This is a genomic window from Parasphingopyxis sp. CP4 (assembly GCF_013378055.1).
GTDB lineage: Bacteria > Pseudomonadota > Alphaproteobacteria > Sphingomonadales > Sphingomonadaceae > Parasphingopyxis.
Genome location: NZ_CP051130.1, coordinates 384,898 through 406,755, shown reverse-complemented (window position 1 = coordinate 406,755; position 21,858 = coordinate 384,898). Strand labels below are relative to the sequence as shown.

The 21,858-nt window shown below is 58.3% G+C and carries 21 protein-coding genes; 8 read left to right on the top strand and 13 right to left on the bottom strand.

Annotated elements, in window-relative coordinates; all coding sequences use genetic code 11:
- From HFP51_RS01975 to HFP51_RS01965, 3 genes are all read right to left on the bottom strand, one after another.
- On the bottom strand, positions 1 to 1,317 hold the full coding sequence (locus tag HFP51_RS01975; RefSeq protein ID WP_176874103.1) for a UDP-glucose/GDP-mannose dehydrogenase family protein: 1,317 nt from the start codon (positions 1,315 to 1,317) through the stop codon (positions 1 to 3).
- A gap of 79 nt (positions 1,318 to 1,396) precedes the next feature.
- Complete coding sequence (locus tag HFP51_RS01970; protein WP_176874102.1) at positions 1,397 to 3,109, bottom strand: hypothetical protein; 1,713 nt, start codon at positions 3,107 to 3,109, stop codon at positions 1,397 to 1,399.
- A 15-nt stretch (positions 3,110 to 3,124) separates the two neighbouring features.
- Positions 3,125 to 4,354 carry a glycosyltransferase family 2 protein gene (locus HFP51_RS01965; protein WP_176874101.1) on the bottom strand — a complete coding sequence of 410 codons (1,230 nt, stop codon included), beginning with the start codon at positions 4,352 to 4,354 and terminating at the stop codon, positions 3,125 to 3,127.
- 156 nt (positions 4,355 to 4,510) lie between these two features.
- Between HFP51_RS01965 and HFP51_RS01960 the strand changes: the two genes are divergently transcribed.
- Positions 4,511 to 6,547, top strand: coding sequence for a glycosyltransferase (locus HFP51_RS01960; RefSeq protein ID WP_176874099.1), 2,037 nt, complete (start codon positions 4,511 to 4,513; stop codon positions 6,545 to 6,547).
- Between the two features lie 97 nt (positions 6,548 to 6,644).
- Here HFP51_RS01960 and HFP51_RS01955 read toward each other — a convergent pair whose 3' ends face one another.
- On the bottom strand, positions 6,645 to 7,835 hold the full coding sequence (locus HFP51_RS01955; protein WP_176874097.1) for an OmpA family protein: 1,191 nt from the start codon (positions 7,833 to 7,835) through the stop codon (positions 6,645 to 6,647).
- Between the two features lie 553 nt (positions 7,836 to 8,388).
- Between HFP51_RS01955 and HFP51_RS01950 the strand changes: the two genes are divergently transcribed.
- Positions 8,389 to 8,646 carry a DUF3297 family protein gene (locus tag HFP51_RS01950; protein ID WP_176874096.1) on the top strand — a complete coding sequence of 86 codons (258 nt, stop codon included), beginning with the start codon at positions 8,389 to 8,391 and terminating at the stop codon, positions 8,644 to 8,646.
- Here the strand turns inward: HFP51_RS01950 and HFP51_RS01945 are convergent.
- On the bottom strand, positions 8,643 to 9,044 hold the full coding sequence (locus HFP51_RS01945) for a hypothetical protein (RefSeq protein ID WP_176874094.1): 402 nt from the start codon (positions 9,042 to 9,044) through the stop codon (positions 8,643 to 8,645). The two genes, HFP51_RS01950 and HFP51_RS01945, sit on opposite strands and share 4 nt — an antisense overlap.
- A gap of 157 nt (positions 9,045 to 9,201) precedes the next feature.
- On the opposite strand from HFP51_RS01945, the gene HFP51_RS01940 reads away from it, so the two are divergent.
- Positions 9,202 to 10,251, top strand: coding sequence for a helix-turn-helix domain-containing protein (locus HFP51_RS01940; RefSeq protein WP_176874092.1), 1,050 nt, complete (start codon positions 9,202 to 9,204; stop codon positions 10,249 to 10,251).
- A gap of 302 nt (positions 10,252 to 10,553) precedes the next feature.
- On the opposite strand, the gene HFP51_RS01935 is transcribed toward HFP51_RS01940, so the two are convergent.
- Entirely contained in the window at positions 10,554 to 11,318 is a 765-nt protein-coding gene (locus HFP51_RS01935) for a CPBP family intramembrane glutamic endopeptidase (protein WP_255454771.1), read from the bottom strand.
- Between the two features lie 121 nt (positions 11,319 to 11,439).
- Between HFP51_RS01935 and HFP51_RS01930 the strand changes: the two genes are divergently transcribed.
- The 3 genes from HFP51_RS01930 (at position 11,440) to HFP51_RS01920 (ending at position 13,168) form a co-directional block, all read left to right on the top strand.
- Positions 11,440 to 11,967 (top strand): DUF2975 domain-containing protein, encoded by a 528-nt coding sequence (locus HFP51_RS01930; RefSeq protein WP_176874090.1) that lies wholly within the window; start codon positions 11,440 to 11,442, stop codon positions 11,965 to 11,967.
- Positions 11,967 to 12,182 (top strand): helix-turn-helix transcriptional regulator, encoded by a 216-nt coding sequence (locus tag HFP51_RS01925; protein WP_176874089.1) that lies wholly within the window; start codon positions 11,967 to 11,969, stop codon positions 12,180 to 12,182. Before HFP51_RS01930 ends, HFP51_RS01925 begins: the two co-directional genes overlap by 1 nt.
- Before the next feature lie 146 nt (positions 12,183 to 12,328).
- Positions 12,329 to 13,168, top strand: coding sequence for a sterol desaturase family protein (locus tag HFP51_RS01920; RefSeq protein ID WP_176874087.1), 840 nt, complete (start codon positions 12,329 to 12,331; stop codon positions 13,166 to 13,168).
- Between the two features lie 71 nt (positions 13,169 to 13,239).
- On the opposite strand, the gene HFP51_RS01915 is transcribed toward HFP51_RS01920, so the two are convergent.
- From HFP51_RS01915 to HFP51_RS01895, 5 genes are all read right to left on the bottom strand, one after another.
- On the bottom strand, positions 13,240 to 15,021 hold the full coding sequence (locus HFP51_RS01915; RefSeq protein ID WP_176874085.1) for a patatin-like phospholipase family protein: 1,782 nt from the start codon (positions 15,019 to 15,021) through the stop codon (positions 13,240 to 13,242).
- Positions 15,022 to 15,248: 227 nt separating this feature from the next.
- Complete coding sequence (locus HFP51_RS01910; RefSeq protein ID WP_176874083.1) at positions 15,249 to 15,698, bottom strand: hypothetical protein; 450 nt, start codon at positions 15,696 to 15,698, stop codon at positions 15,249 to 15,251.
- Between the two features lie 98 nt (positions 15,699 to 15,796).
- Complete coding sequence (locus HFP51_RS01905) at positions 15,797 to 16,354, bottom strand: DUF4287 domain-containing protein (protein WP_176874082.1); 558 nt, start codon at positions 16,352 to 16,354, stop codon at positions 15,797 to 15,799.
- 154 nt (positions 16,355 to 16,508) lie between these two features.
- Positions 16,509 to 17,081, bottom strand: a complete 573-nt coding sequence (locus tag HFP51_RS01900) for an SRPBCC domain-containing protein (RefSeq protein WP_176874081.1) — start codon at positions 17,079 to 17,081, stop codon at positions 16,509 to 16,511.
- The gene (locus HFP51_RS01895) at positions 17,078 to 17,452 is read right to left on the bottom strand and encodes a helix-turn-helix transcriptional regulator (RefSeq protein ID WP_218135318.1); all 375 of its coding nucleotides are present in this window, start codon (positions 17,450 to 17,452) and stop codon (positions 17,078 to 17,080) included. Before HFP51_RS01895 ends, HFP51_RS01900 begins: the two co-directional genes overlap by 4 nt.
- Positions 17,453 to 17,636: 184 nt before the next feature.
- Between HFP51_RS01895 and HFP51_RS01890 the strand changes: the two genes are divergently transcribed.
- Together HFP51_RS01890 and HFP51_RS01885 are read left to right on the top strand one after the other, a co-directional pair.
- A complete protein-coding gene (locus tag HFP51_RS01890) occupies positions 17,637 to 19,208 on the top strand; it encodes a sodium:alanine symporter family protein (RefSeq protein ID WP_176874079.1) in 1,572 nt (523 codons plus the stop codon).
- 78 nt (positions 19,209 to 19,286) lie between these two features.
- Positions 19,287 to 19,868 (top strand): YqaA family protein, encoded by a 582-nt coding sequence (locus HFP51_RS01885; RefSeq protein ID WP_176874077.1) that lies wholly within the window; start codon positions 19,287 to 19,289, stop codon positions 19,866 to 19,868.
- Positions 19,869 to 19,879: 11 nt separating this feature from the next.
- On the opposite strand, the gene HFP51_RS01880 is transcribed toward HFP51_RS01885, so the two are convergent.
- Together HFP51_RS01880 and HFP51_RS01875 are read right to left on the bottom strand one after the other, a co-directional pair.
- Positions 19,880 to 21,076 carry a fumarylacetoacetate hydrolase family protein gene (locus HFP51_RS01880; protein WP_176874075.1) on the bottom strand — a complete coding sequence of 399 codons (1,197 nt, stop codon included), beginning with the start codon at positions 21,074 to 21,076 and terminating at the stop codon, positions 19,880 to 19,882.
- 82 nt (positions 21,077 to 21,158) lie between these two features.
- Entirely contained in the window at positions 21,159 to 21,797 is a 639-nt protein-coding gene (locus tag HFP51_RS01875) for a glutathione S-transferase family protein (RefSeq protein WP_176874073.1), read from the bottom strand.
- Positions 21,798 to 21,858: the final 61 nt, after the last annotated feature.

Genomic DNA, 21,858 nt, shown 5'->3' with positions numbered 1-21,858 from the left:
CTATGCTGCCTTTGTTGCCCGACCAATGCCGTGATAGCGCAATCCGGCTGCTTCGGCTTCATCGCTTGAATAGATATTTCGCAGGTCAACCAGCACCGGTCCCTCCAATATTTGCGACAAGCGCCGCAAATCGAGCGCGCGAAACTGGTCCCACTCGGTCACAAGGACCAGTGCGTCGGCCCCCTCGGCCGCTTCATACGGATCAGCACAGAAATCAACGCCCTCCATTATGGCTCGCGCCTGGTCCATGCCTTCCGGATCATACGCACGGACATTCGCGCCCTCATCCTGGAGCGCCTGAACGATGGCGATGGCAGGGGAATCGCGCATATCGTCTGTATTCGGTTTGAATGTAAGCCCCAGCAAAGCAACCGTCTTGCCACGCACATCGCCATTCATCGCCTTGATGATCTTGCGGCCCATCGCGCGCTTACGGGCATCGTTCACCTTCACCACCGATTCCACAATGCGAAGCGGTACTTGTTCATCCTCAGCCGTTTTCAGCAAGGCAAGCGTATCTTTGGGAAAGCAGGATCCTCCATAGCCCGGACCCGCATGTAGGAACTTCGGGCCGATCCGGTTATCCAGGCCAATTCCGCGCGATACGGATTGAACGTCGGCGCCCACGGCTTCGCACAGATCGGCCACTTCATTGATGAAGGTGATCTTCGTCGCGAGGAAGGCATTGGCCGCATATTTGATAACTTCAGCCGTTCGGCGCGTCGTGAACAGCAACGGCGCCTTGTTAAGGTTGAGAGGCCGGTAAATGGCCTCAAGGGCCGAACGGGCGCGCTCATCCTCAACCCCCACAACTATCCGATCGGGATGTTTGAAATCTGTAATTGCGGCGCCCTCGCGCAGGAATTCAGGATTTGAGGCGACCGAAATTTCGGCATCCGGTGCTGCGTCCCTAATCAGTCGCTCGACTTCGTCACCCGTCCCCACCGGAACGGTCGATTTGGTCACGATGACAGCAGGGCCGGTCAGCGCAGCAGCAATTTCCTCTGCCGCGGCATAGACATAAGAAAGGTCGGCATGACCATCACCGCGCCGCGACGGCGTACCTACGGCGATGAACACGGCATCGGCACCGGCCACGCCTGCGGCAAGATCGGTGGTAAAGGACAGCCGGCCACCACGAACATTATGCTCGACCAGAGCATCAAGGCCCGGTTCGTATATCGGCATGATGCCTTTTTCGAGAGCGGCTATCTTGTCGGCATCTTTATCGACGCAGACAACCTGATGGCCGAAATCCGAGAAACAGGCTCCGGAAACCAGGCCAACATAACCCGTCCCAATCATCGCAATACGCATTATACTCGTCCCAAATTCGTCTGCGCGCTGTTACAATAGCGAATATCCGAGCGCCACCCCGCGCGCAAAAATGAAATGCCTAAGACTGCACGGAAAAAGCTGCATAGACATCGGCAATCGATCGACCAGATCCCTTGGCCTGAGGGGCGCTGGCTGTATTTTCTAAGGACAGTTTGATCTGGTCTGCCCAATTGCCACTTTCCAGCAGGAGCTGATCTGAACCCATCTGCCAACTGCCTTGGCTGTCCCAGGCGGCCTGGCTCGCCAGAACCCGCCGCTGATCCGCAATTGCCTGGTTCAAAATTGCCGGAATCTCAGACCCCAATGGCTCAAGCCTGCCCGAGGGGAATACCATGAGATCTATTCCCGCGAGAAGCGCTCGCCACCGCTGTGGCGGCGGCAAGCCGATGCAATCTACGTGTAGCGGCACGCCCAGCCTATCCGCAGCGGTGGCGAGTACGGTCGCATCCCCTTTGCCGAATATCACGATATGCGAAACTCTGGGGCCAAGGCTGGCACACGCCTCCAGGCATTGAATCATGGCAGGATCATTTGACAGCGTTGCGGCAATTCCAATTGCCATGCCGTCGGATCTAATCCCATATTCGAGAAAGGCAACATCGATCGTTCCATCGCCAACCGGGTCCGCCGGGATTGCGGGATGATGGTCCACCAGGACATGGTCAATATCCTGCTGCTCCAGGAAACGGGCAGCTGCAATGCTGCGCGCGATAAGCTGATCCGCGCCGGCGCCCAATCCGACAAGACGAGCCTGTTCAACAATCGCCCTTTCGGAATCTGGCGCGGTTCCCTGCCAACTGGGTGGATTGGAAATGTCGATTATCAAACGGCACCCCGCAACCAATCCGCTGACGGCATCGTCACTGCACTGTGCAATCGACGTTGCAAATATGTGAACAATATCAATCTTTTCCAGATCGACAGTGTCAAACGAAGAGGCGACGGTCACAGTCAATCCGGCTGCCTCCGCCTTGGTTCGGCACTCTGTGACTTGGGATAGCGATTGCCATCTTGCCGGACATAGCAGTAGCAATTCGTTCCCGTCAGAATCGTGATTGCCATCTGCGCGGCCCGGCATGCGCCATTCTCCCTGCTCCAGAATCTCGCCATCCTCGATCATTCGGTTGCACGCGTGATGATCGAGTGCCGACAGAGATTGGTGGCTTTCAATCGCGCCACACAGGAGAGCCGGAACACGCACCTGCCCCGCTGCTTGCAGTCGCTGTGCCAGTGAGAATAGACGCGCCTCGCCAGGGTCGATCTGCACCGCCTGTACCGCCGCACTACCGGCCATATCGGGATCATTGGGCAGAACCCAATGCGCGATTTCAGCGAGTGCACGCGCTTGTGCCTCAGAACCTGCCTGCGCGCCCATAAGCCAGTCCAACGCGGCCTGCGCGCCGTCATTTGCCGCTTTCTCAAGCGCTGGTTCGACAAGCTTCAGCCGCGCTGAAATATCATCATCGAAGCTATTGGGAACGCGCTCACGCCGTTTCGCTCTTTGTTTGGAACGAAGGCGCCGTATCTTTCCCGGCAAACCGAAAAACCCTTTCAGGGTTCGTGCTTCGATCAACGCGCGGCCAAGGCCATATGCCAAGGTGCGATTGGCATTGATCACCCGATATTCGAGCGCTTGTTTCTCTGTCTTGAGGGATACTATCTCACGCTCAGCGGACTCTCGTGCGCGGCGCTCCGCAGACAGCTGCGATTCCAGAGACTTCTCGCCCTCCCCGTTGCGGTTGGTATCGCTAATCTCTTCTTCCTCAATCACATATTTAACCTGTGTCTATGCCGCCGCTGGCCCCGCTGGCAAGCCAGGCGCCGCGCGGCCGGCATGACGAAACATCCAGTCAGCGCGATAGTCATAGCGTTCCTGGCCAAAAAGCCCGCCCTCTTGCGCATCGCTCAACGAGCCGGATCGCCATCGAGCGATCAACAACACCGCCGAATCCCGATCAATCGCTTGCTTGCCATGTACCATTTCAAGGCGCGCAAACATTTCGGAATCCGCGCCGGTTACAACTTCCTCAAACGGCCCCGCATTCATCAGCGTGTTGCGGCGGGTGAGCAAGGTGATCGGAACCGGGCGAACGATCGGAAATACCCTTGGTGCAACAGGACGGCCCGCTTCATCCATCCGGATATGGTTGCCAATACCAACGGCATGGCGATCCAGTCGATCGACCTGGCGCGCAATCCGCTCTACTGGAGACCAATCATCCGCATCAAGAAATGTCAGATAGTCGCCACTTGCAACGTCGATAGCCGAATTGCGAGCGCCATAGACACCTGCGGTGCGCTTGTTCTGGATGGTCAGGATACGTGCGTCGGATTGCGCCATCCGCTCCGCAATCTGTGGTCCATCATCCGTAGACGCATCATCGACCGCAATAATTTCGATATTCCGCCAGCTTTGATTGGCAATCGAGCGGATAGCCGTTTCCAGGGTTGCCGCTGCATCGCGATAGGGAATGACCACGGAAACTTTTGGTCCATTTTCAACAATTTCGGCAGAACCTCCAAGATCATCGATAGTGAAAGCGGCGGCGCCCTCCTCCAATATCGGTCCAAGACCACCGTCTTTCATCAAGTCGTTGAGCGCTGTCCGCGCTGCGGCATGATCGCCATCGCTGATTGCGATATGGGCCAATAGCGCCGCCGCTTCCGCATTGGTGGCTGGCTGCCGGCCGAGTTGTATACGCGCGTCCTCTGCTCGATTGAGGGCAAGGAGGCAGGCTGCGATCGCCTCTCTGTCTCCTCCATCCAATAATGAAATTGCCGCTTCCCTGTCATGGATTGCCACGAGCCGGGCCGCCCATCTGCGCATCGAGGGAGGTAATGCCGACAAGGCAGCAATATCCTCTGAATCTGTACCGGGCGTCGCGGCACGCGCCAGAATCTGTCCCAGGCGCCCTTTTTCGTCAGCGGCCTTTGCATGAGCAGCGAGCGGAAAAAGGCCAAGCCGGGCAAGGACATAAGGATCATCCGGCGCACCTTTCAGCGCTGCCCAATGCATCGCACGATCGGCAGCCTTGCGACTGGCCCAACGGCGCAGCGCAGGAAGACGAGCGCCGACTAGCCAGTTGATCAGACCGTCATTTGGAAACCGCGTCAGAACTAGCCCTCCCCATAGAATTTGCGGCCCGCGTCCGCTCCTACTATGCCGAGATCCGTGACTGGCACCATCCCTGCTTCTGCGCAACGTCGGAACCCACCGGACCATGGCGGTGTGCTACCGACCGATCCGCTCAGCGAGGCGCTGGAGCGGCCTTTCCGGGATCCTATGCTGATCCCGATTTCGGAAAGCGAAGCATTGGAAGAGGCTGCTCTTCTTGTCGACGAGGCAGATCGCGGCGATTTCTCGCCCTGGCTCGTGTCCCGAACAATCAGCCTTGCCGTGCAATTTCCGGCAAATGAGCAACTGCAATATAATGTTGGCCGTCTGTTGTTGCTTTCCGGAGACACGGAAACGGCACGGATATGCTGGCGCGGCATTGTTGAAAGATTTCCTCAATCTTACAATGCGTTCCCGCAATATCTTCGAACGGTATTGAACGCATTCGGGGGCGATGTAGCGAACGAAATTCTGGCTAGTCATTGCGCCGAAGCCGATCTTGCGAGTGACCCGGCAGCGGTCCTGCTTGTCGCACGCTGCCGAACGCTGCTGGGCGCGCCAGAAGAAGCGCTGACCCTTCTCGAAAAAGCACATCCGGGTCCACTGGCCACTGAATTCACTGTCGCGCAGGCACAGCTGCACCGCATGGCAGGTCGCTTCGACCAAGCCCTGGCACTGCTCGAGAACAAAGAGGCCGCAACAGCTGCCCCGGATCTGGCGCGGAATATTTCTACTGCTGCGCGGCTGTTTAAGGGCCCGCACGCAGCGGGTCCACCAAGCGTTGCCGCCATCGACACGCTGATCGGCATGGCCCTCGAAAAACGGGAGTCGCGCAGGCCTGACGGGCCTGTCGATGGGATCGGCCGTGTGATCTTGATCGGCGGTTCGCTGGGTGGCGGCGGCGCCGAACGACAGCTGGCAAACACGGCGATCGGCCTGACGTCTCGCATGCATGCGGGCAGTCAGATTGGCGGGCCAGTAAGCATTTATTGTCGAAAGCTCGATCGGCGACGCAGCAACGATTTTTATCTTGCTCGCCTGGAAGCAGCCGAGGTCCATGTCGCTGATTATCTTGCGGCATCGGAATGGGGCGGCGATCGCGAGGCGAGCATCCTTGCGCCCCATCGCGAGCTGATCGACCTCTTGCCGCCCCGCATGCGCGAAGGCGTGATCAGGCTAACCGATGCCTTGCGATATGAAACACCGGATGTCGTCCAGATATGGCAGGATGGAATGATCTTTGCCGCAGGACTTTCAGCACTGCTCGCCAACGTTCCGCGGATCATTCTCAACGTCCGCACAATGCCGCCAAACCGCAGGAAAGACAGGCAAAAACCAGAACAGGAAGTCCTGTATCGCGGTCTGCTGTCTGCGCCCGGGGTGACGCTTTCAGCCAATTCTCAGATGGCTGGACGAGCCTATGAAGATTGGCTGAACCTTCCCGACGGGAGCGTTGTGACAGTGCCCAATGGCGTGGATCCACTACCAGGCGATGCGCCCAGCGACGAACAGGCACGCTGGGAGCGCTTTGACAGGGAAACCGGCCATAGCGGCTTTGTGCTGGGTGGCGTCATGCGTTTTGACGATAACAAACGCCCATTATTCTGGTTGGAAATCTGTGCGGCCCTGGCAAAGCGCCATCGCGATGCACGGTTCATCATCGCGGGAAGTGGGCCGCTACGCGGCGCCGCTGAGGATCATGCGCGCCGCCTGGGGATTGCCGAACAAACGCTGTTTGTTGGGCGGACTACCCATATTGGTTTCTGGCTCGACCGAATGGACGCTCTCGCACTGACCTCCCGGCACGAAGGCGTCCCAAATGCCTTGATCGAAGCACAATTGGCTGGCGTTCCGGTGCTGACAACACCTGCCGGCGGCGCTCCCGAAGCGGTGGCACCGGTGGAAGCAAATGCGATTCTCAGCGATGCAGAATCGCCCAGCGCAGAGGAAGCCGCAGCGCATCTTGCGACATTGGCTCAACTGTCAGAGGATAAGATTGTCTCGGCACGTGCGAGTGTAAAAAGCTGGGCGCGAGACCATTTCGCGATGGACCAAATGGTCAAGCGGACAATCGATGTTTTCATGAATCAGTGATCGCAGGCGTAATAAGCGCCAGTCACATCTCATACAGGCAAAGAAAAAGGGGCCGGTCGCGAGACCGGCCCCTCTTTCGTTTGGCTTGCGCCGATCCTTACATGCCTGGGCCGTAAGTGATCTCAACGCGACGGTTCTGCTGTTCACGAACCCCGTCGGCGGTGTCGACCAGAGGCCGGCTCTCACCAAAGGCTTCGCTCGCCATCGCACCATCCGGAACACCGCGCGAAGCGAGGTATGCACGGACAGAAGCGTTACGACGCTCGGACAGACCAACGTTGTACGTGGCCGAACCCGAACGGTCAGCGTGACCAGCAAGCATGACCGAGGTCGGGCAACGACCGGTCTGATACTGGGCAGCAACCGCATCAAGCACTGATGCCGCATCCGGACGGATGTCCGACTCATCCCAGTCGAAGAAGACCAAGAACGGGCCAGGCTCACACGGCGGCGGCGGAGGCGGCGGCGGCGGAGGTGGCGGAGGCGGCGGAGGAGGCGGCGGAGGCGGTGGCGGCGGCGGTGGCGGTGACCCGAAGTTATAGGTCAGCGTAACCAGCGCACTGTGCGACCGGACGTCCGTCTCATCAGACGTGCTGTAGAAGCTGTTCGTTCCAACATCATCATGGTTGAAGAGGCGATACTTCACACCGATGTCGAAATTCCGAGAAAGCGGATAGCGGACGCCGGCAACAATCTGCCATGCGAAACCTGAATCCGAGTCATCGGTGATTACCGGAGCAGCATCCGTTACGCGGACACCGTCGAAGCTGGTGCGGGCGATACCAACACCACCACCGATGTAACCCTGGAAACCATCATCATCGCCAAAGTCGACAAGACCGTTAGCCATGAATGCGAGAATCCGCATGCTGCCTGCAGCACCGTTCCACTGGAACGGGTTGCCAGGTGCATTGCCGTTCGGGCCACCCGGGTTGTAATTGACGCCGCCGTCCGCGCGCGGGGTACCCGCGATCGGAAGAAGAGCACCAAGGTTTTGCTCGATGGTCGTCACTTCAGCCCGACGATATGAAACGTCAGCTTCGAGACGGAACCAACCGAAATCGTAACCAAGAATACCGCCAACATCGAAGCCAGGCTCCGTGTTGATGCTATAGGCATTGTTGGTGAACACACCGGCCGAATTCGTGACATCGACGTCAGCATTGCTGATGATCGTACCACCGGCTTCTGCACCGATATACCAAGAATCATCGCGAGCCAGCGCTGGCGTAGCCGCCACGGTGAGCGCGGTTGTCGCGAGCGCCGCTTTGATGGCGAACTTGCGCATAACTATCCCCTTTCTTACAAATTCCTAGCGTAGGAATACCAAAACCATTATCGAAACCACACTGTCCACGCAAGCGGACAATTAGCTTATCTGTTGCCAAAATGCCGCAACTGCACATCCAAATGGATTACGAGCAAGCCCCGGATTCGAGTAACAAACTACCTAACGCTTCTATGGCGAGATGGTTTCGCAGTGGCAAGCGAAGTTGGTTATTTAATTGTGAGCCACTGCAATATCATGTCGCGATCAGCCCGTGTGCCCGCAGAACCGCCAATATTGAGGCAGTTACGGCCCGCGCTTCAACATCAACATTTCTGCCACCTGAGGCCGGTTCGATTGCCGACTGTTGCCGACCTATCACGGTTTTCCCGTCGATTTCGACCGAGCAACATGGATGGAGTGTCTAATTCAAATAGAAATTGCACAATTCGTAGGGCCGAGAATTTGGGTGAGATTCGATTCTGTCTGATGCTGACTCTGGACCGCGAGGACATTTCCGTCGGAGAAGACTCATGTCTTTCCATCTATTTTCTTTGGCATTACATGCCGCGCCATGACAGACGCCAAAGACACACCGCCCGATCGCCTCTCGAACAACCCAATGAGCGATCATTATGAACCCAGCACGCTCGAACGCGGCATCGGGATCCGCTTCAAGGGCAAGGAACGCGCAGACGTTGAGGAATATTGTATTTCCGAAGGCTGGATCCGCGTCCAGGCCGGCAAAACCCGCGACCGCCACGGCAACCCGCTCACGATCAAGCTGAACGGCGAAGTCGAAGCCTGGTATGAGGATGGTGGCGAGGGTTAGTACGTATCATCCGTTTCCGGCAGCTGCTCTTTCCAATAAAATCCGTGCATGATCAGGTAGAAAACCGCTCCTGCCATAAATCCAATCTGCGTCAGGAACAAAGTTGCCTCAGTAGCCTGTTCGACTGCCCGACTGGGTCCCAGCAAAACCAGCGCTACCATTGCTCCGCCTACCACACCGCTAATGCCGGCTTTCACGGCCGTTACCCGACCGGTTCTCCATATTAGGAGATATAGCGGCAGGCCGATCAAGCAGATGAAAACCAGGGAAACAAAAGAGAAGAATAGCCAGGCTCCGATAGATTCGAACTGCGCCGAAAAAAGGAAACCAGCGGTCGCTGATGATCCGATCAAACCAATCACAATGCGTAGCAGCGAAATATCGTCCGAACGATCCATATCCACCTACTTGTACCGCTCAGAACGTTGATTCTCAATCGGCCACCGCATGCACCCGTGCCAGCGGCTGCATCGGCAGTGTCACCAATAATCTCGCGCCTTTTTCCCCACCATTGCACCCCTCCCCATTCTCTGACACCTAAGCGGCATGGAGAATATGGCGGATTTTGACCTGGTGGCGCGCGGTGGTTCGGTGGGGATCCTCCTGCTGATGATCGTCATTTTATGGCGCGATCATCGCCATACCAATGCCGGCAGCATCGGGATCGTCTTCCTGGCGTCCGTCTGTTGCCATGTCATTGCGACAATTCGGCTGACGGGCGGGGATGGCCTGCCCTCCTTCACCGATTGGGTCTTCGAGATCGGTTCCAATGCAGCGCCCGGCATGTTCTGGCTGCTGACCCGGGCCTGGTTCAATGATGAACGGCCGGGGTGGCGCAGCTGGGCAATTGTCGGGCTGTCCGTGGCCTGCATGCATGTCCATGCCTGGATATTGTGGCTCGACATGGATCCCTGGATCCTCCCGACTGGAATATTGGGGCGCGCTGCGGCGATCGGCTTGGTGGCGCTTGGGCTCTATGTCGCCTGGCGCGGACGCGGCGATGACCTGATTGAAGAGCGCCGCCGGCTCCGTTTTTGGGGCGTTGGGGCAATCGGTGTGTACACCTTGCTGGTGCTCACCGTGGAGATCGGCATGCGCCCCGGCTTTGTGCTGTCGACCAATGGCGCGCGCTCCTGGTTGATCCTTGGCATCTTCTTCCTGGCGCTCGCCTCGGCCGTTGCGATCCTGGCGACCAACCGTGCAGACCTGTTCGGTTCGCCCCAGCGCAATGCCGATACCAGCGATGCCAAGCCGGAGCTCGATACCGAGCTTGCGGCCAAGCTTGAGGCGCATATGACCTCCGAACTCGCCTGGCGCGCAGACGGGCTGACTATTGCCGCACTCGCCCGGCGGCTCGACACGCAGGAATATCGCTTAAGGCGGCTGATCAATCGCCAGCTCGGCCATCGCAACTTTGCCGCCTTCCTCAACAGCTATCGGCTGGAGGAGGTGCGCACGGCGCTGGCCGATCCCGAGCAGCGCGATGTGCCGATCCTGACGATCGCGCTGGATGCCGGCTTTGGTTCACTCGGCCCGTTCAATCGTGCGTTCCGCGATGCCGAGGAAATGACGCCCAGCCAGTATCGCGCCGCCAAGATCGGCTGAATTCCGGGCTTTTCTGAACCTATCGATTTCGAAATCCGGCTGGTCGCGTTCGAAGCCGAGAGAGAAATGCCCGTCGCGATAGGCGAAACAGCTCCCGTCAACACCGACAGGAGACTGAAAATGACTTATAACCTTTCCACGATGCAGCGGACGCTTTTTTCGACGCTTGCTGGTTTCACCTTCAGCGCACTCTGCATTGCCGCGGCGATTGGCCCGGCTGTCAACCTTGCCTGAGCCCATGCCCCAATCGACGGCCGGGCGTCCCCCTCACCTCTGGCCGTCGATTGGGTGCTTATCGGGATCTAGATATCCCAGTTCATGAACATGGCCGTGAAGGCCATCGTATCGATAATCCCATGCCAGAGGATCACCGGCCATAGATTGCGCCGGAACAACACAAACATGATGCCGAGCACCAGGCCGATCGCGCCGGTGACAATGACACCGCTCAATCCCTGATAATAATAATGGCCATAACCGAACAGCATCGCGGGCAGCAGGATGGCGAGCACGACACCCCAGCGGATATCGGCGAAGGCGGTTTCGAGGCGGGTGATCAGATAGCCGCGGAAGAACATCTCTTCGCCAAAAGCCGCGGCGGTCCAGACAATTGCCAGCCATAGCAGGAAGAGCGGGAGGTTCCCCTCGAGATCGCCAAAGCGATCGCCGACCGTGTCCGGCACCTGGCCAATAAAATCGAGTCCGATCGCCGGGCCACCGATCAGCACCGTTGCGACCGCTCCGAAAAACACCATGCCTGTCAGCACCGTTTGCGGGATCACCCACAGCTTGGCTTTGAGTCCGGGCAAGCGGCGCACGCCCAGATCACGCCAGCCGATGCCCCGTCCGCGCAGATAGACGGTGAGAATGCCGAGCGTGAAGATCAGCGATACCGGCCCGGCAAAGCGCCAGAAGAACAGGCTCATCACATAGCGGGAGCCGAGGGCCAGCGCGACGAAGGCGAGCACCTCCGCGATGATCAGCCAGCGGTTCATGCTGCCCGGCTCAGCGCCGGTTTCGGTGGCGGTTTGGGGCGGATTTGCGGGGCTTTGGGCGGCTGTCGTCATGGTCTGTGTCCTTTGCGAGTCGCGGCCAAGATACACATCTTTTATCGTTTATCAATATATCACTTGTTATTTATCAATAAATGCAATATTGATTTTCAATATTGAGACAAAGGATATCGCCATGGATTCACCCCCCAAGGATTCGCTGCTGAGCTTCACCCTGTTCGCCACCCGCGCGATCACCTTCCTGCTGATGTTCGCGGGCGTCGCGATGGTGATCGGCATGGCGCTGGTCGGCTATGACATGACGAACGGATCGCCGGCCCTGCTGAGCGAATATCCGGGCGTTGACCTTGCCGCCTTCCAGACGAACTTCTGGCTGCTCGTGCCGACTGCCCTGGTTGGCGTCGTGCTCGGCATATTCTTCTTCCGGCTGCTGACGCGGATCGTGCAGTCGGTGGGCGAAGGCGATCCCTTTGCCGCGATCAACGCGACGCGGCTGCGCAATATGGGCTGGCTCGCCCTCGGCTTTCAGCTGATCGCGCTGCCGGTGATATTCCTTGAGGCGCGGATGGACGAGATATCCGGCCAACCCAGCGGCCTCGACCTTGATCTGGGCGGCTTCGTCCTCGCGCTGGTCCTGTTCGTCCTCGCCCGGGTATTCGAACGGGGCGCCGAGATGCGCGATGATCTCGAGGGGACGGTATAATGACAATCACCGTCAAGCTCGACGATCTGCTCCACGACAATCGGATGACGCTGACCGAGCTCGCCGATCGCGTCGGGATCACCATCGCCAATCTCTCAATCCTGAAAACCGGCAAGGCCAAGGCGATCCGCTTTTCGACCCTGGAAGCAATTTGCCGGGAGCTCCACTGCCAGCCCGGCGATTTGCTCTCCTTTGACGGACCATCCAGCGAATAATCGGGCCAATATCCGATAATCGCATTATTTCAGTGCGTTAGTCTCTAGCCGATTTCGAAATCCGGCTAGCCTGGTTCCGATCCGGGCGAGAATCACTACCCGTCTAGCGGCATAACGGCTCCACCAATTCACATGGGAGAGCCCCAATGCCGACCGACCCGATTTTTGCCCTGCTGCCTGAGCCGATCCAGATCGGCATCGGCGCATTGCCCAATATGATCCTGTTCGATTTTGGCCGCTACATTATTGCCGCCACCCTGATCGCCGCGATTGTCTGGGCCGCCAAGCGGACGGGCTGGGCCTATCGCCAGATCCAGGACCGGGTGGCAAGCTCGGCCGATTATCGCCGCGAGTTCTTCGCCTCGCTGCGCAGCTGTGCGATATTTGTCTTCATGGGCATCTTCGTAGTCGCGGGTGACCAGGTCGGCATCTTCTACGATATTCGTGGCAGCTATGGCTGGGCCATCGATCTTGGCCTTTTTGCCGCGATCCTGGTCGGCCATGACGCCTATTTCTACTGGACGCACCGGATGATGCACCATCCCAAGCTGTTCAAGACCTTCCACCGCTTCCATCATCGCTCGGTCACCCCAACGCCGTTCGCTGCCTATGCCTTCGATGTTCCCGAAGCGCTGGTGATGTTTGCCTTCCTGCCGATCTGGCTCCTCTTCGTGCCGACCCCGGTAACCGTGATCTCCGCTTTCCTCGGCCTGATGATCATCCGCAACGCGATGGGCCATGCCGGGCTGGAGCTGCATGCCCGCTGGTGGCTGAAGACTCCTCTGACGCGCTGGATCAGCACGACGACCCATCACGACCTCCACCATTCGGGAAGCTTCAAGCATAATTATGGCTTCTACTTCACCTGGTGGGACAAGCTGATGGGCACCGAGCATCCAGAATATGCCGCTGAATTTGCCAAGTCGGTTGCCAAGCCCGACGCCGAACAGGCGAGCGAAACGGGCGAGCTGGCGCCGGCACGGTAATCGCCCGCACGCAACACTGAGCTACTCCCCTCGGAGCGGGCGGCCTCACAGCATGCCCGCTTCTTTTTTGGCTAGAGCACGTCCTTCATTTCGCCGAGCGCCTCATGCTCCATGATCCGTTGCGCTGTATATTGGCGGGCGGACTCGCTGAGATCGCGGCCGAGATGCCAGTCGAGGATCTTCATGGTTTCCGGGATCGGCGGGGTCAGCAACACATCGGCCTGGCTGAGATTGCTGTTCACCGCACTGGCACTGGAGACGACCATCGATCGCGACATGATCTCGACGATACTCGGGAATTCATGCTTGGGCTTGCGCCGGAAGATCACATCGGCAAGCAGCTTTCCGCGCGAACGCAGCGAACTATATTTGGTCTCAAGCCGCCATTCCTCGCCCGCATCTGAGCGCAGCGAGACCACGACATTCGGGCCGGCCTTGGCTTCGCGCATGATCGTGACCGGAATATTGTCGAGCACCCCGCCATCGACCAGGATATCGCCCTCGCGCGTAATGAAGGGCGGCAGGATAGTTGGCAGCGATCCCGATGCCCGCACCGCATGCCAGAGCGGCCCGCGGCGATGGATATAGACGCTGTTGGTCGACAGGTTGGTCGATACGCCGAAGAAATTATACGGCAGATCGGCAATATCCTTATTGCCATATCTGAGCTCGAGCTGCTCATCGAACACCCGAGGATCGAGGATCGAGTGCACCGGCACCGTGACCCGCTTCATCGCCTTTTTCGCGATAAACATATCCTGCATTTGCACGATCGTCTGTTCCGGAGTCAGGCCCTGAGCAAGCGCACCGCCCATTGCCGCACCGGCACTGGTGCCGCCGTAAAAGTCGATCGGGATGTCATTTTCGATCAATCCCTGCATCACACCGATATGCGCGCAACCAAGCGCACCGCCGCCGGCGAGCACTACACCATTGGCGCAACCGGCCATGAAGCGGCCGACACGCGCAAAGGCGGGTTCGCTATCGAGCGGAATATGATGGTGGAGCTTTACATTGCGGCTATCGAGCCAGCGCCCGCTGCCTTCGATTTCCTGGGCTTCCTTGTCGCGCCACAGCAGTAGCGTCCGGTTGGCCCGCAGGAATAGCGGAATCGCATAATCTTCCAGCTCGCTGCGTTCGGATTGCTCATCGAACAGCGGCGCGGCGATCACCAGATCATCGGAGTTGCGGGTAATGGCCCGGTCCCATTCCGGATCATCGCCGGCCACCAGGATCACGCGTTTCGCGCTGCGCTCCAATTCCCCAAGCCAGCGGCCAAAGCCTTCACTATCTGCGGACAATCCGTCGGGACGATCGGAATATTTGACCATGCGGGGTTCATCATGACGCCCCAGCGCCGCGCAGAGGCGATCGGCAAACCCGTCAGGCAAGGCTGATCCAGCCGCCGGGATCAGTGCGACGACGCGGCCGGGCTTGGCTTCCATCGCACTGGCCGATCGTGTGGCCACGGCAAGGCGGGACGAAACTGTCGCAAGAATCGCATCGGCGATTGCGGGATGCGCGGATACCACCTCATCATAGGCAGCGCGGCTCAGCAGATAGACCGTACTGTCGCGGCTGGCGCGGACATCGGCCGTTCGCACGCCGCCAGAGAAGAAGGCGAGCTCGCCAACCGGTTCGCCGGCACCAATCTCGGCAACCACGCGGCCATTGGGGAGCTGAACATAGAAGCGTCCCGTCGAAACGAGATACAGCGTGTCGGCTTCTTCGCCGTAGCGAACAAGGTAATCCCCGCCCTTGACCGGGATTGGCTTGGCCGCATTCTGCAATGCTTCCAGCCCATTTTTGTCCAGTCCCGCAAATGCTTCGACTTGCGAAAAGTCATTCGCCATTGAAACACCCCCCTGTTTGCCCCCCCGGGCCTTCCCAATTCTGCGCTATCTAGAGGAAAAATAAGGGGGTTGGGAAGGGGCGGTAGACATAGCGCGTCATCAGTAGCGATTATGGGTGTCAGGGTTGGCCTGATTGCGTCATTCCCGCGCAGGCGGGAATCTCCTGCTGAAGGCCTCAGCGCAAGCCGTTATCGATTTCCGCCTGCGCGGGAATGACGGGCGGAATGCTAGCCGCGATTGACGTCGATTTTTCCGCCATCGGTACGCACGAAACAGCCCTCACCTTCTACATCAGGAAAGATGTGATCATCCTGATGACCGAGCCCGGCAGTTACCTGGGTCAGGGTAAAAGGCTGTGCGCCCGAATTGGGGCCACCGAGATCGAACGCATCGACGCGGATTTTCTCATCGAATTTGAGGCCGAAATTCATGCCATCAATCCAGACCAGCTTGGCACCGATCTGCCCGATGCCTGACAGCTGGACCTGCAAGGTTTCCGAATAGCGATATGACAATCCGTTGCCGCCAAGGCCGTCCGCTGAAAGATTGTTCAACTGGACAGCACCAAGATGCCTGCCGCCGCCGAAAATATCAGCATAGGCGAGCAACGGCTTGCGCGGCGCCCGATAGGGAAACGGCCCCATCTTAAAGCTCGATTGGCTCCAGATCACTGTCATCTGCGAAGTATCGCCGAACATAGTTGAAACTATGCTGATAGGCCTGGTTAACGAGCCGTTGAGAAATACTCCGGAAATGGATCATTAAGCGATTGTAACTATGCGTTTTCGTACGCGATGCGTAGCCATTCCCTGACCTCGTCATCCACATCATCGGCACTTTCCAACCGAATTCGATGGCTGACCATAGCGTTAAAGCCGCCCGAGGATTCGAGGCGGCCAACCGGCGCGACATCCTTGAGATTTATCCCGAGATCTACGCGGGTGCGAGTGCTTGGCTGGACCAGGCCGAACTGCTTGGACCGCCTGAGGCTGACATAGCTTTTCTTGGGCGCAAGCTCCGCATTGGATCCGAGCGATTCCACAAAATCAGCAATAGCGTCATAGATCGGCCGGAGTGCTTCTTTCGGTCCGGCATATTGGCTGGCGACCAGATCAGTCTCCCCGCCCCCGTCAGCGGCCTCGCGTGCCTTATGCGCGACCAGGTTCGCAAAACCATGGGTCATGCCATGCTCAGCCTTGAGCAGTTTGACGATCTCGCCATGTTTGGCCGCGCCACTTTTAGCGACAATTGCCACCCAGTCTTCGAGCGGTTTGCCCGTCTTTTCCGGCATATTCGCAATCATCGATGCGGCTTGTTCTTCCGGTGTAGCCATTTCCCTCTTCCCTGTTTCCCTTTGTTCAATGCAGTTCATCGCATCGTCATGCTGAACTTGTTTCAGCATCCACCCATCATCCCGATATGCCGGTGCCGATGGAGCGGTGGACCCTGAAACAAGTTCAGGGTGACGGAAGAGCGGATGATGGCCCTCAAAACCCCCTGATCCGGTCAAAGGGCCAGTTCTCCGCGCGACAGACTTTCGGTGTGAACCAGCCCATCAAAGGCCCGAGCATCATCACCATCCGGCCGCTCATCAATGGCTTGCCGGTTTCGACCAGCGATTTGAGATTGGCCGTGATGAACGGGCCGCCCTGCGCCATGGATTTTTCCGATTTGGTGCCCGCCGGAACATTGTCGGTGATCAAGGTGAACTCCGTGCCGCCATCCGCTTCTTTCAGTTCATAGGTCACAGTGCTCGCTGGATCGTCCATGTTGGTGAACATCATGGTGTGCGAATATCGGTGCGGCGGATCAAATTCGAGCACCTTGCCGACGACGCTGGCGAACTTCCCATCCTTGGTCTGCATGGCCATCGGCTCGCCGGGCGCCAGGCCATTGGGCGTGCGGCACACGGCGCCAAAGAAGAATGGCAACACTTCATCCGTCGTCACGAGCACATTCCAGACCGTTTCGATCGGTGCCTCGATATGGACTTTATAATAGGCCCGCTCGGCCTTTGCGTTGGTGTCCGCCATGGATGGTTCGCCCGTCATACTCGTCATTTCCCTTTCCTCTCGCTTGATTGTTTTCGCGCAGCTGCCTCAGCGGCATATTTGAGACCGGTGACCCGGCCCGCCCACAGCGCGCTATACTCATCAGTCCAGCGATCATGGATCATCTGGATCGGTGCGGCATTCAGATAGAGCCGACGCACCCGGCCATCGCGTTCGCTGACCACCAGGCCGGCCTTTTCGAGAACGGCCAGGTGATTCATGATCGCGATCCGGCTGACATCGAAGCCCTTGGCGAGTTCGCCAACGCCCTGCCCCGGCCGATCCCGCAACAGATCCAAAATCCGCCGCCGCACCCCATGCGCCAGTGCATGAAACACCGCATCCATCGCCAAATCTGCCTGATCCGAATCAGTAATCATGTAATTACATTATTACATATGATCGCGGAGTCAAGAGCGGTGGATTTGGTGGGGTTGAGAATATGACTGTGCGCACTTCACATTTACATGGGCGACAGTTGCGCTAAACCACTGCGCAATAACAACGGGCGCGGTCAGATGGGGTGGATCTGCGTGACACCGAAAAGGTCGAGGGAGTAGATTCATGGCAGCAGATGCACCGGTTTCGCTGGGTACGCGGATTATCGACAACATCACCAATGTGAGCGATTTCATCTGGGTAGGCACCTGGAATGGCGAAGAGGTGATGCAAGTCTTCGGCTATAATATTCCGCCGATGGCCGCGATCCTTCTCGGCGCGGGTCTCTATCTGATGATCGGGCTGCGCGGCTATCCCTTGCGCAAATTATTCAGTTCGCTGGCCGGCATATTCAAGAAATCGGACAAGAAGGGCGAAGGCGAAATTTCGCCCTTTGCCGCACTCTCAACTGCCCTTTCAGGCCAGGTCGGGACCGGCAATCTGGTCGGCGTGGCGACCGCCATTACGCTGGGCGGCCCAGGTGCCATCTTCTGGATGTGGATCACCGCATTGTTCGGTATGGCGTTGGCGTTCGGCGAAGGCGCGCTTGCCGTTCGGTTCAGGGAGCGCACTGAGGACGGCGTCTATCGCGGCGGTCCGATGAGCTACATCACCTATGGACTGGGGCCGAAATGGAAATGGCTCGCAATCCTGTTTTGTTTCGGCGCCCTGTTTTCGGCGGTGGTGACCGGTAACGGGATCCAGGCCAACAGTTTCGGCGACAGCGTCAGTGAATTGACCGGCTTCGAAGAATGGGTCGGCGGGCTGATTGCGGCCATCGCGGTGTTCATCGTTATCATCGGCGGCATCAAATCGATCGGCAAGGTGGCCGAAACGGTCGTGCCGTTCATGGCTGGGCTGTACATCGTGATGGCGATTATCGCGCTGATCCTCAACGCAGAATATCTCCCTGAGACATTCTCGCTGATCTTTACGAACGCCTTTGGGCTCGACGCCGCTACGGGCGGATTTACCGGGGCGTTGATCATGATGGCCATTCGCGCCGGTGTGGCACGCGGGCTGTTCTCGAACGAGGCCGGTCAGGGTTCTACAGCGATCGCCCATGCCGTCGCCCAGACCAATGATCCCGCGGCGCAGGGCCGATTTGCGATGATGGGGACATTTATCGATACGATCGTCATCTGCACGATGACGGCGCTGGTCATGCTCACCGTCGGCGGCGATTTCACCGCAACGGTCGATGGCCAGCAAGTCGCTGTCGCCCATGCCTGGCAGTCCGATCTGCAAGGTTTTGCGATGACGTCAGGCGCCTATGCAGCGGCCTTCCCGCTTGAGGTGTTCAATATCCCGATCGGGACGTTGATCGCGTCAATCGCGCTGCTGCTGTTCGTGTTCACGACGCTGCTCACCTGGTCCTATTATGGCGAGCGGGCGATCACCTATCTCTATGATCAGCTGCCGGGCGCCACCCGTCAGGGCGAGCTGAGACTGCACCTGTTGTGGCGGATAGTCTGGTGCCTGGTGATCTTTGTCGGCTCCTTCGCCCCACTTGATGCGATCTGGCGCCTCGGCGATATTTCGAACGCCGCGATGGCGTTGCCGAATATCGTGGCGCTGATGGCATTGTCGGGCGTGATCTTTGCTCTCGCCCGCGGTGAACGCGCGGCTGGCACGGACCATGGTCGCGAAACGCCAAAAGAGCTGCTGGAAGATGTCAGCGGTGCGCCGGGGCATTGATCCGGCGATAGCGGCGGGTTGATGATCGCGATGACAAAGACGATTCCCTTTTACCGCTCGCACCTATAAGGGGCGGCAATGTTGAAACGTCTTTACGAATGGACGCTTGAGAAAGCCGGGCATCCAAAGGCCGAGCGTTGGCTGGCTGGCATTTCGTTCGTGGAATCGAGCTTCTTCCCGATTCCGCCCGATGTCATGCTGCTGCCGATGTGCCTGGCGCGACCGGACCGCGCGCTCCGATATGCGCTGATTTGCACGATTGCATCGGTTATCGGTGCGCTACTTGGTTATGCGATCGGCTATTTCCTGTTCGAAACGGTCGGACAAGCGATCCTTGATCTCTATGGGCTCGGCGAGGAATTTGAGGGCTTTGCGAGCGCGTTCAATGAACAAGGCTGGCTGATCGTCTTGCTGGCGGGTTTCACACCCTTGCCGTTCAAGGTGATCACCATCGCGGCAGGCGCCACGGCCATGCCGCTGCATGTGCTTATCTTCGCGGCGATCATCGCCCGCGGCGCGCGTTTCTTCCTCGTCGCCATCCTGCTCTGGAAATTTGGCGAGCCGATGAAAGCGTTCATCGACAAATATTTTGCCATTCTGACGGTTCTCGCCGGCATCCTGCTCGTCGGCGGATTTATTGCCCTGCGCTACATCTTCTAGCGGTCGATCTTCTACTCCACTTCGATGACGATATCGCCCATCGAGCGTGATCGATAATGGACGGTATCGCCCGCCTGCAGAAACTGACCAGACTCGACTTCATTGGCGAGAAACACCTCGATCACTGAGGACGTCACGGTTTCGCCTGAGAAAATTCTGCCTGAGAATAAATGCCAGACAGCGCCCTCGATGATGTCGCCGCGCGTTGGTGGTGTGAAGATCACCCCTTCTGATGTTCCAGACATCAGCGTCATGCCGGTCGCGATATAGGGCACCGGTGATAGCCGGTGATAGGAATCCTGATAGAGAAACCGGGCCTGATCCATGTCATCCAACGCCTGCGCCGTGAGCTCGCGGAAATCGAGCGTCATCTCCCCGCCACGGGCGTCCTGCCGCGGGTCATCATTCACCGCGGTCGTCATCCGTTCCTCGGTAATGAAGCTCTGCCAGTCGCGCGGAATGACGAGGAAGGGCCCTGACGGATAGAAATCCGGCCCACTCTTTGCATCGCTAAAACCATGACCGGAATCGAGATTGTCGGGATCAACCAGGCGCACCAGCGTCGCGCGATCCGTAAAGTCACCGCACAGGAAAAAGCCCTTCTCTGCTGCGTCGAAATCTTCGACGGAGCGAATGGGACGATCGAAGATCATGCACATCTCAATCTCATAATCGAGTAGCATGTCTGGACGGGCCGTGACGGTTGTCCGCGCCGGCGTCGCCAAGCCGAATTTCGGGAAGTTGAACACCTTGTCGCTTGATGCTTCTTCGGCATGTTCGGGGAAATTGGTGCCCGTTGCGATGTGGCGATCGCCTCCTCCTGCTGCGGGTAGAAGGTCCGCAATCGCAACGGTTTCGCGCGTGGTAATCGCTGCCACCTGCTCTGTCAGCGTCGATGCATCGATACTGGCGAGTGCCTCAAACGGGCTATCGGCTGCGTCGGCACCCAACGCCTGCAGGTCGATCACCGACGCTTCGGTCGCATCGAAATCCAGCACGATCAGTGTTGCGATATTGCCGCCCGGCCGCTCGATCTGGGCCAGGGTGACAGCCTCATCGAGCGGACGGATGGATGGCACGAGGTCTCCATCTTCGAACGATGCCGGATTGCCCTGTGGGTCTGGTGACGTCGCCCAAAGGCCGAGCGCGAGAATACCGCCAATTGCGAGAATCGCCACAATCCCGATTGCCAATTTACGCACCATCATTCCACCCCAGCTTGCTCTATGTGCAGGCCGCAATGGCCGCACAGTCAAACACAGCTTTTGAGGAAATCACTGGCCGGCGCAACTAGCCGCCCATCATGGCCGCATCCATGGCGAGAATTTTGGCGAAGCTGTCACGCCCCAATATGCGATCCGTATAGGCCCGGGTTTTCGGGTAAGCATCCCAATCGATTGCCGCCTTGCCATATTCCAGATTCTTGAATGGCGCAGCCACGGCAATATCGGCCAGCGTGATGCTATCGCCGACCAGATAGTCTGGCTCATCGGCGAGCAGTCCTTCGAGATAGGCCAACAGCGGCGGCAGGGTTTCCTGCTCGGCCGTGACAGCCGCAGCCTCGTCCCCTTCCTGCCCCATCATCGTTGCAACCACGCGATTGAAAAAGATCGCGCCACCGGCTGGAACGAGCATCGTATCGCCAAACTCATCGAACCAGATCGTCTTGCCTCGCGCTTCGGGATCGGCCGGGATCAGTGCCGGATCGGGGAACTTGCTTTCCACATAATGAGCGATCGCGGAGGAATCCGACAATGTGAAATCGCCATCCCGGAAACCGGGTACTTTCCCAAAGGGCGAACTCTCCCGAAACTCCGGATCATCGGCGCCGGGCATCACGAGCTGGTGATCAAAGTCGATGCCCTTTTCGTGGAGAAATGCCATGGCCTTGCGGACAAAGGGAGAAAGAGAGACGCCATAGATAATCATCGAAAACTCCAGATTCAGAGAGAGGGGATCAGAAGGTGCTAGCACAGCGATGCCCCATCGC

Bases quoted from the DNA above. Each gene is read 5' to 3' on its own strand.
- HFP51_RS01930 (WP_176874090.1), top strand. From the start codon at position 11,440: ATGGATTCACCCCCCAAGGATTCGCTGCTGAGCTTCACCCTGTTCGCC.
- HFP51_RS01900 (WP_176874081.1), bottom strand. From the start codon at position 17,081: ATGACGAGTATGACGGGCGAACCATCCATGGCGGACACCAACGCAAAG.
- HFP51_RS01940 (WP_176874092.1), top strand. From the start codon at position 9,202: ATGGCGGATTTTGACCTGGTGGCGCGCGGTGGTTCGGTGGGGATCCTC.
- HFP51_RS01975 (WP_176874103.1), bottom strand. From the start codon at position 1,317: ATGCGTATTGCGATGATTGGGACGGGTTATGTTGGCCTGGTTTCCGGA.
- HFP51_RS01895 (WP_218135318.1), bottom strand. From the start codon at position 17,452: ATGATTACTGATTCGGATCAGGCAGATTTGGCGATGGATGCGGTGTTT.
- HFP51_RS01905 (WP_176874082.1), bottom strand. From the start codon at position 16,354: ATGGCTACACCGGAAGAACAAGCCGCATCGATGATTGCGAATATGCCG.
- HFP51_RS01955 (WP_176874097.1), bottom strand. From the start codon at position 7,835: ATGCGCAAGTTCGCCATCAAAGCGGCGCTCGCGACAACCGCGCTCACC.
- HFP51_RS01965 (WP_176874101.1), bottom strand. From the start codon at position 4,354: ATGCATTGGGCAGCGCTGAAAGGTGCGCCGGATGATCCTTATGTCCTT.
- HFP51_RS01925 (WP_176874089.1), top strand. From the start codon at position 11,967: ATGACAATCACCGTCAAGCTCGACGATCTGCTCCACGACAATCGGATG.
- HFP51_RS01950 (WP_176874096.1), top strand. From the start codon at position 8,389: ATGACAGACGCCAAAGACACACCGCCCGATCGCCTCTCGAACAACCCA.
- HFP51_RS01875 (WP_176874073.1), bottom strand. From the start codon at position 21,797: ATGATTATCTATGGCGTCTCTCTTTCTCCCTTTGTCCGCAAGGCCATG.
- HFP51_RS01880 (WP_176874075.1), bottom strand. From the start codon at position 21,076: ATGATGGTGCGTAAATTGGCAATCGGGATTGTGGCGATTCTCGCAATT.
- HFP51_RS01910 (WP_176874083.1), bottom strand. From the start codon at position 15,698: ATGACAGTGATCTGGAGCCAATCGAGCTTTAAGATGGGGCCGTTTCCC.
- HFP51_RS01890 (WP_176874079.1), top strand. From the start codon at position 17,637: ATGGCAGCAGATGCACCGGTTTCGCTGGGTACGCGGATTATCGACAAC.
- HFP51_RS01935 (WP_255454771.1), bottom strand. From the start codon at position 11,318: ATGACGACAGCCGCCCAAAGCCCCGCAAATCCGCCCCAAACCGCCACC.
- HFP51_RS01885 (WP_176874077.1), top strand. From the start codon at position 19,287: ATGTTGAAACGTCTTTACGAATGGACGCTTGAGAAAGCCGGGCATCCA.
- HFP51_RS01920 (WP_176874087.1), top strand. From the start codon at position 12,329: ATGCCGACCGACCCGATTTTTGCCCTGCTGCCTGAGCCGATCCAGATC.
- HFP51_RS01945 (WP_176874094.1), bottom strand. From the start codon at position 9,044: ATGGATCGTTCGGACGATATTTCGCTGCTACGCATTGTGATTGGTTTG.
- HFP51_RS01915 (WP_176874085.1), bottom strand. From the start codon at position 15,021: ATGGCGAATGACTTTTCGCAAGTCGAAGCATTTGCGGGACTGGACAAA.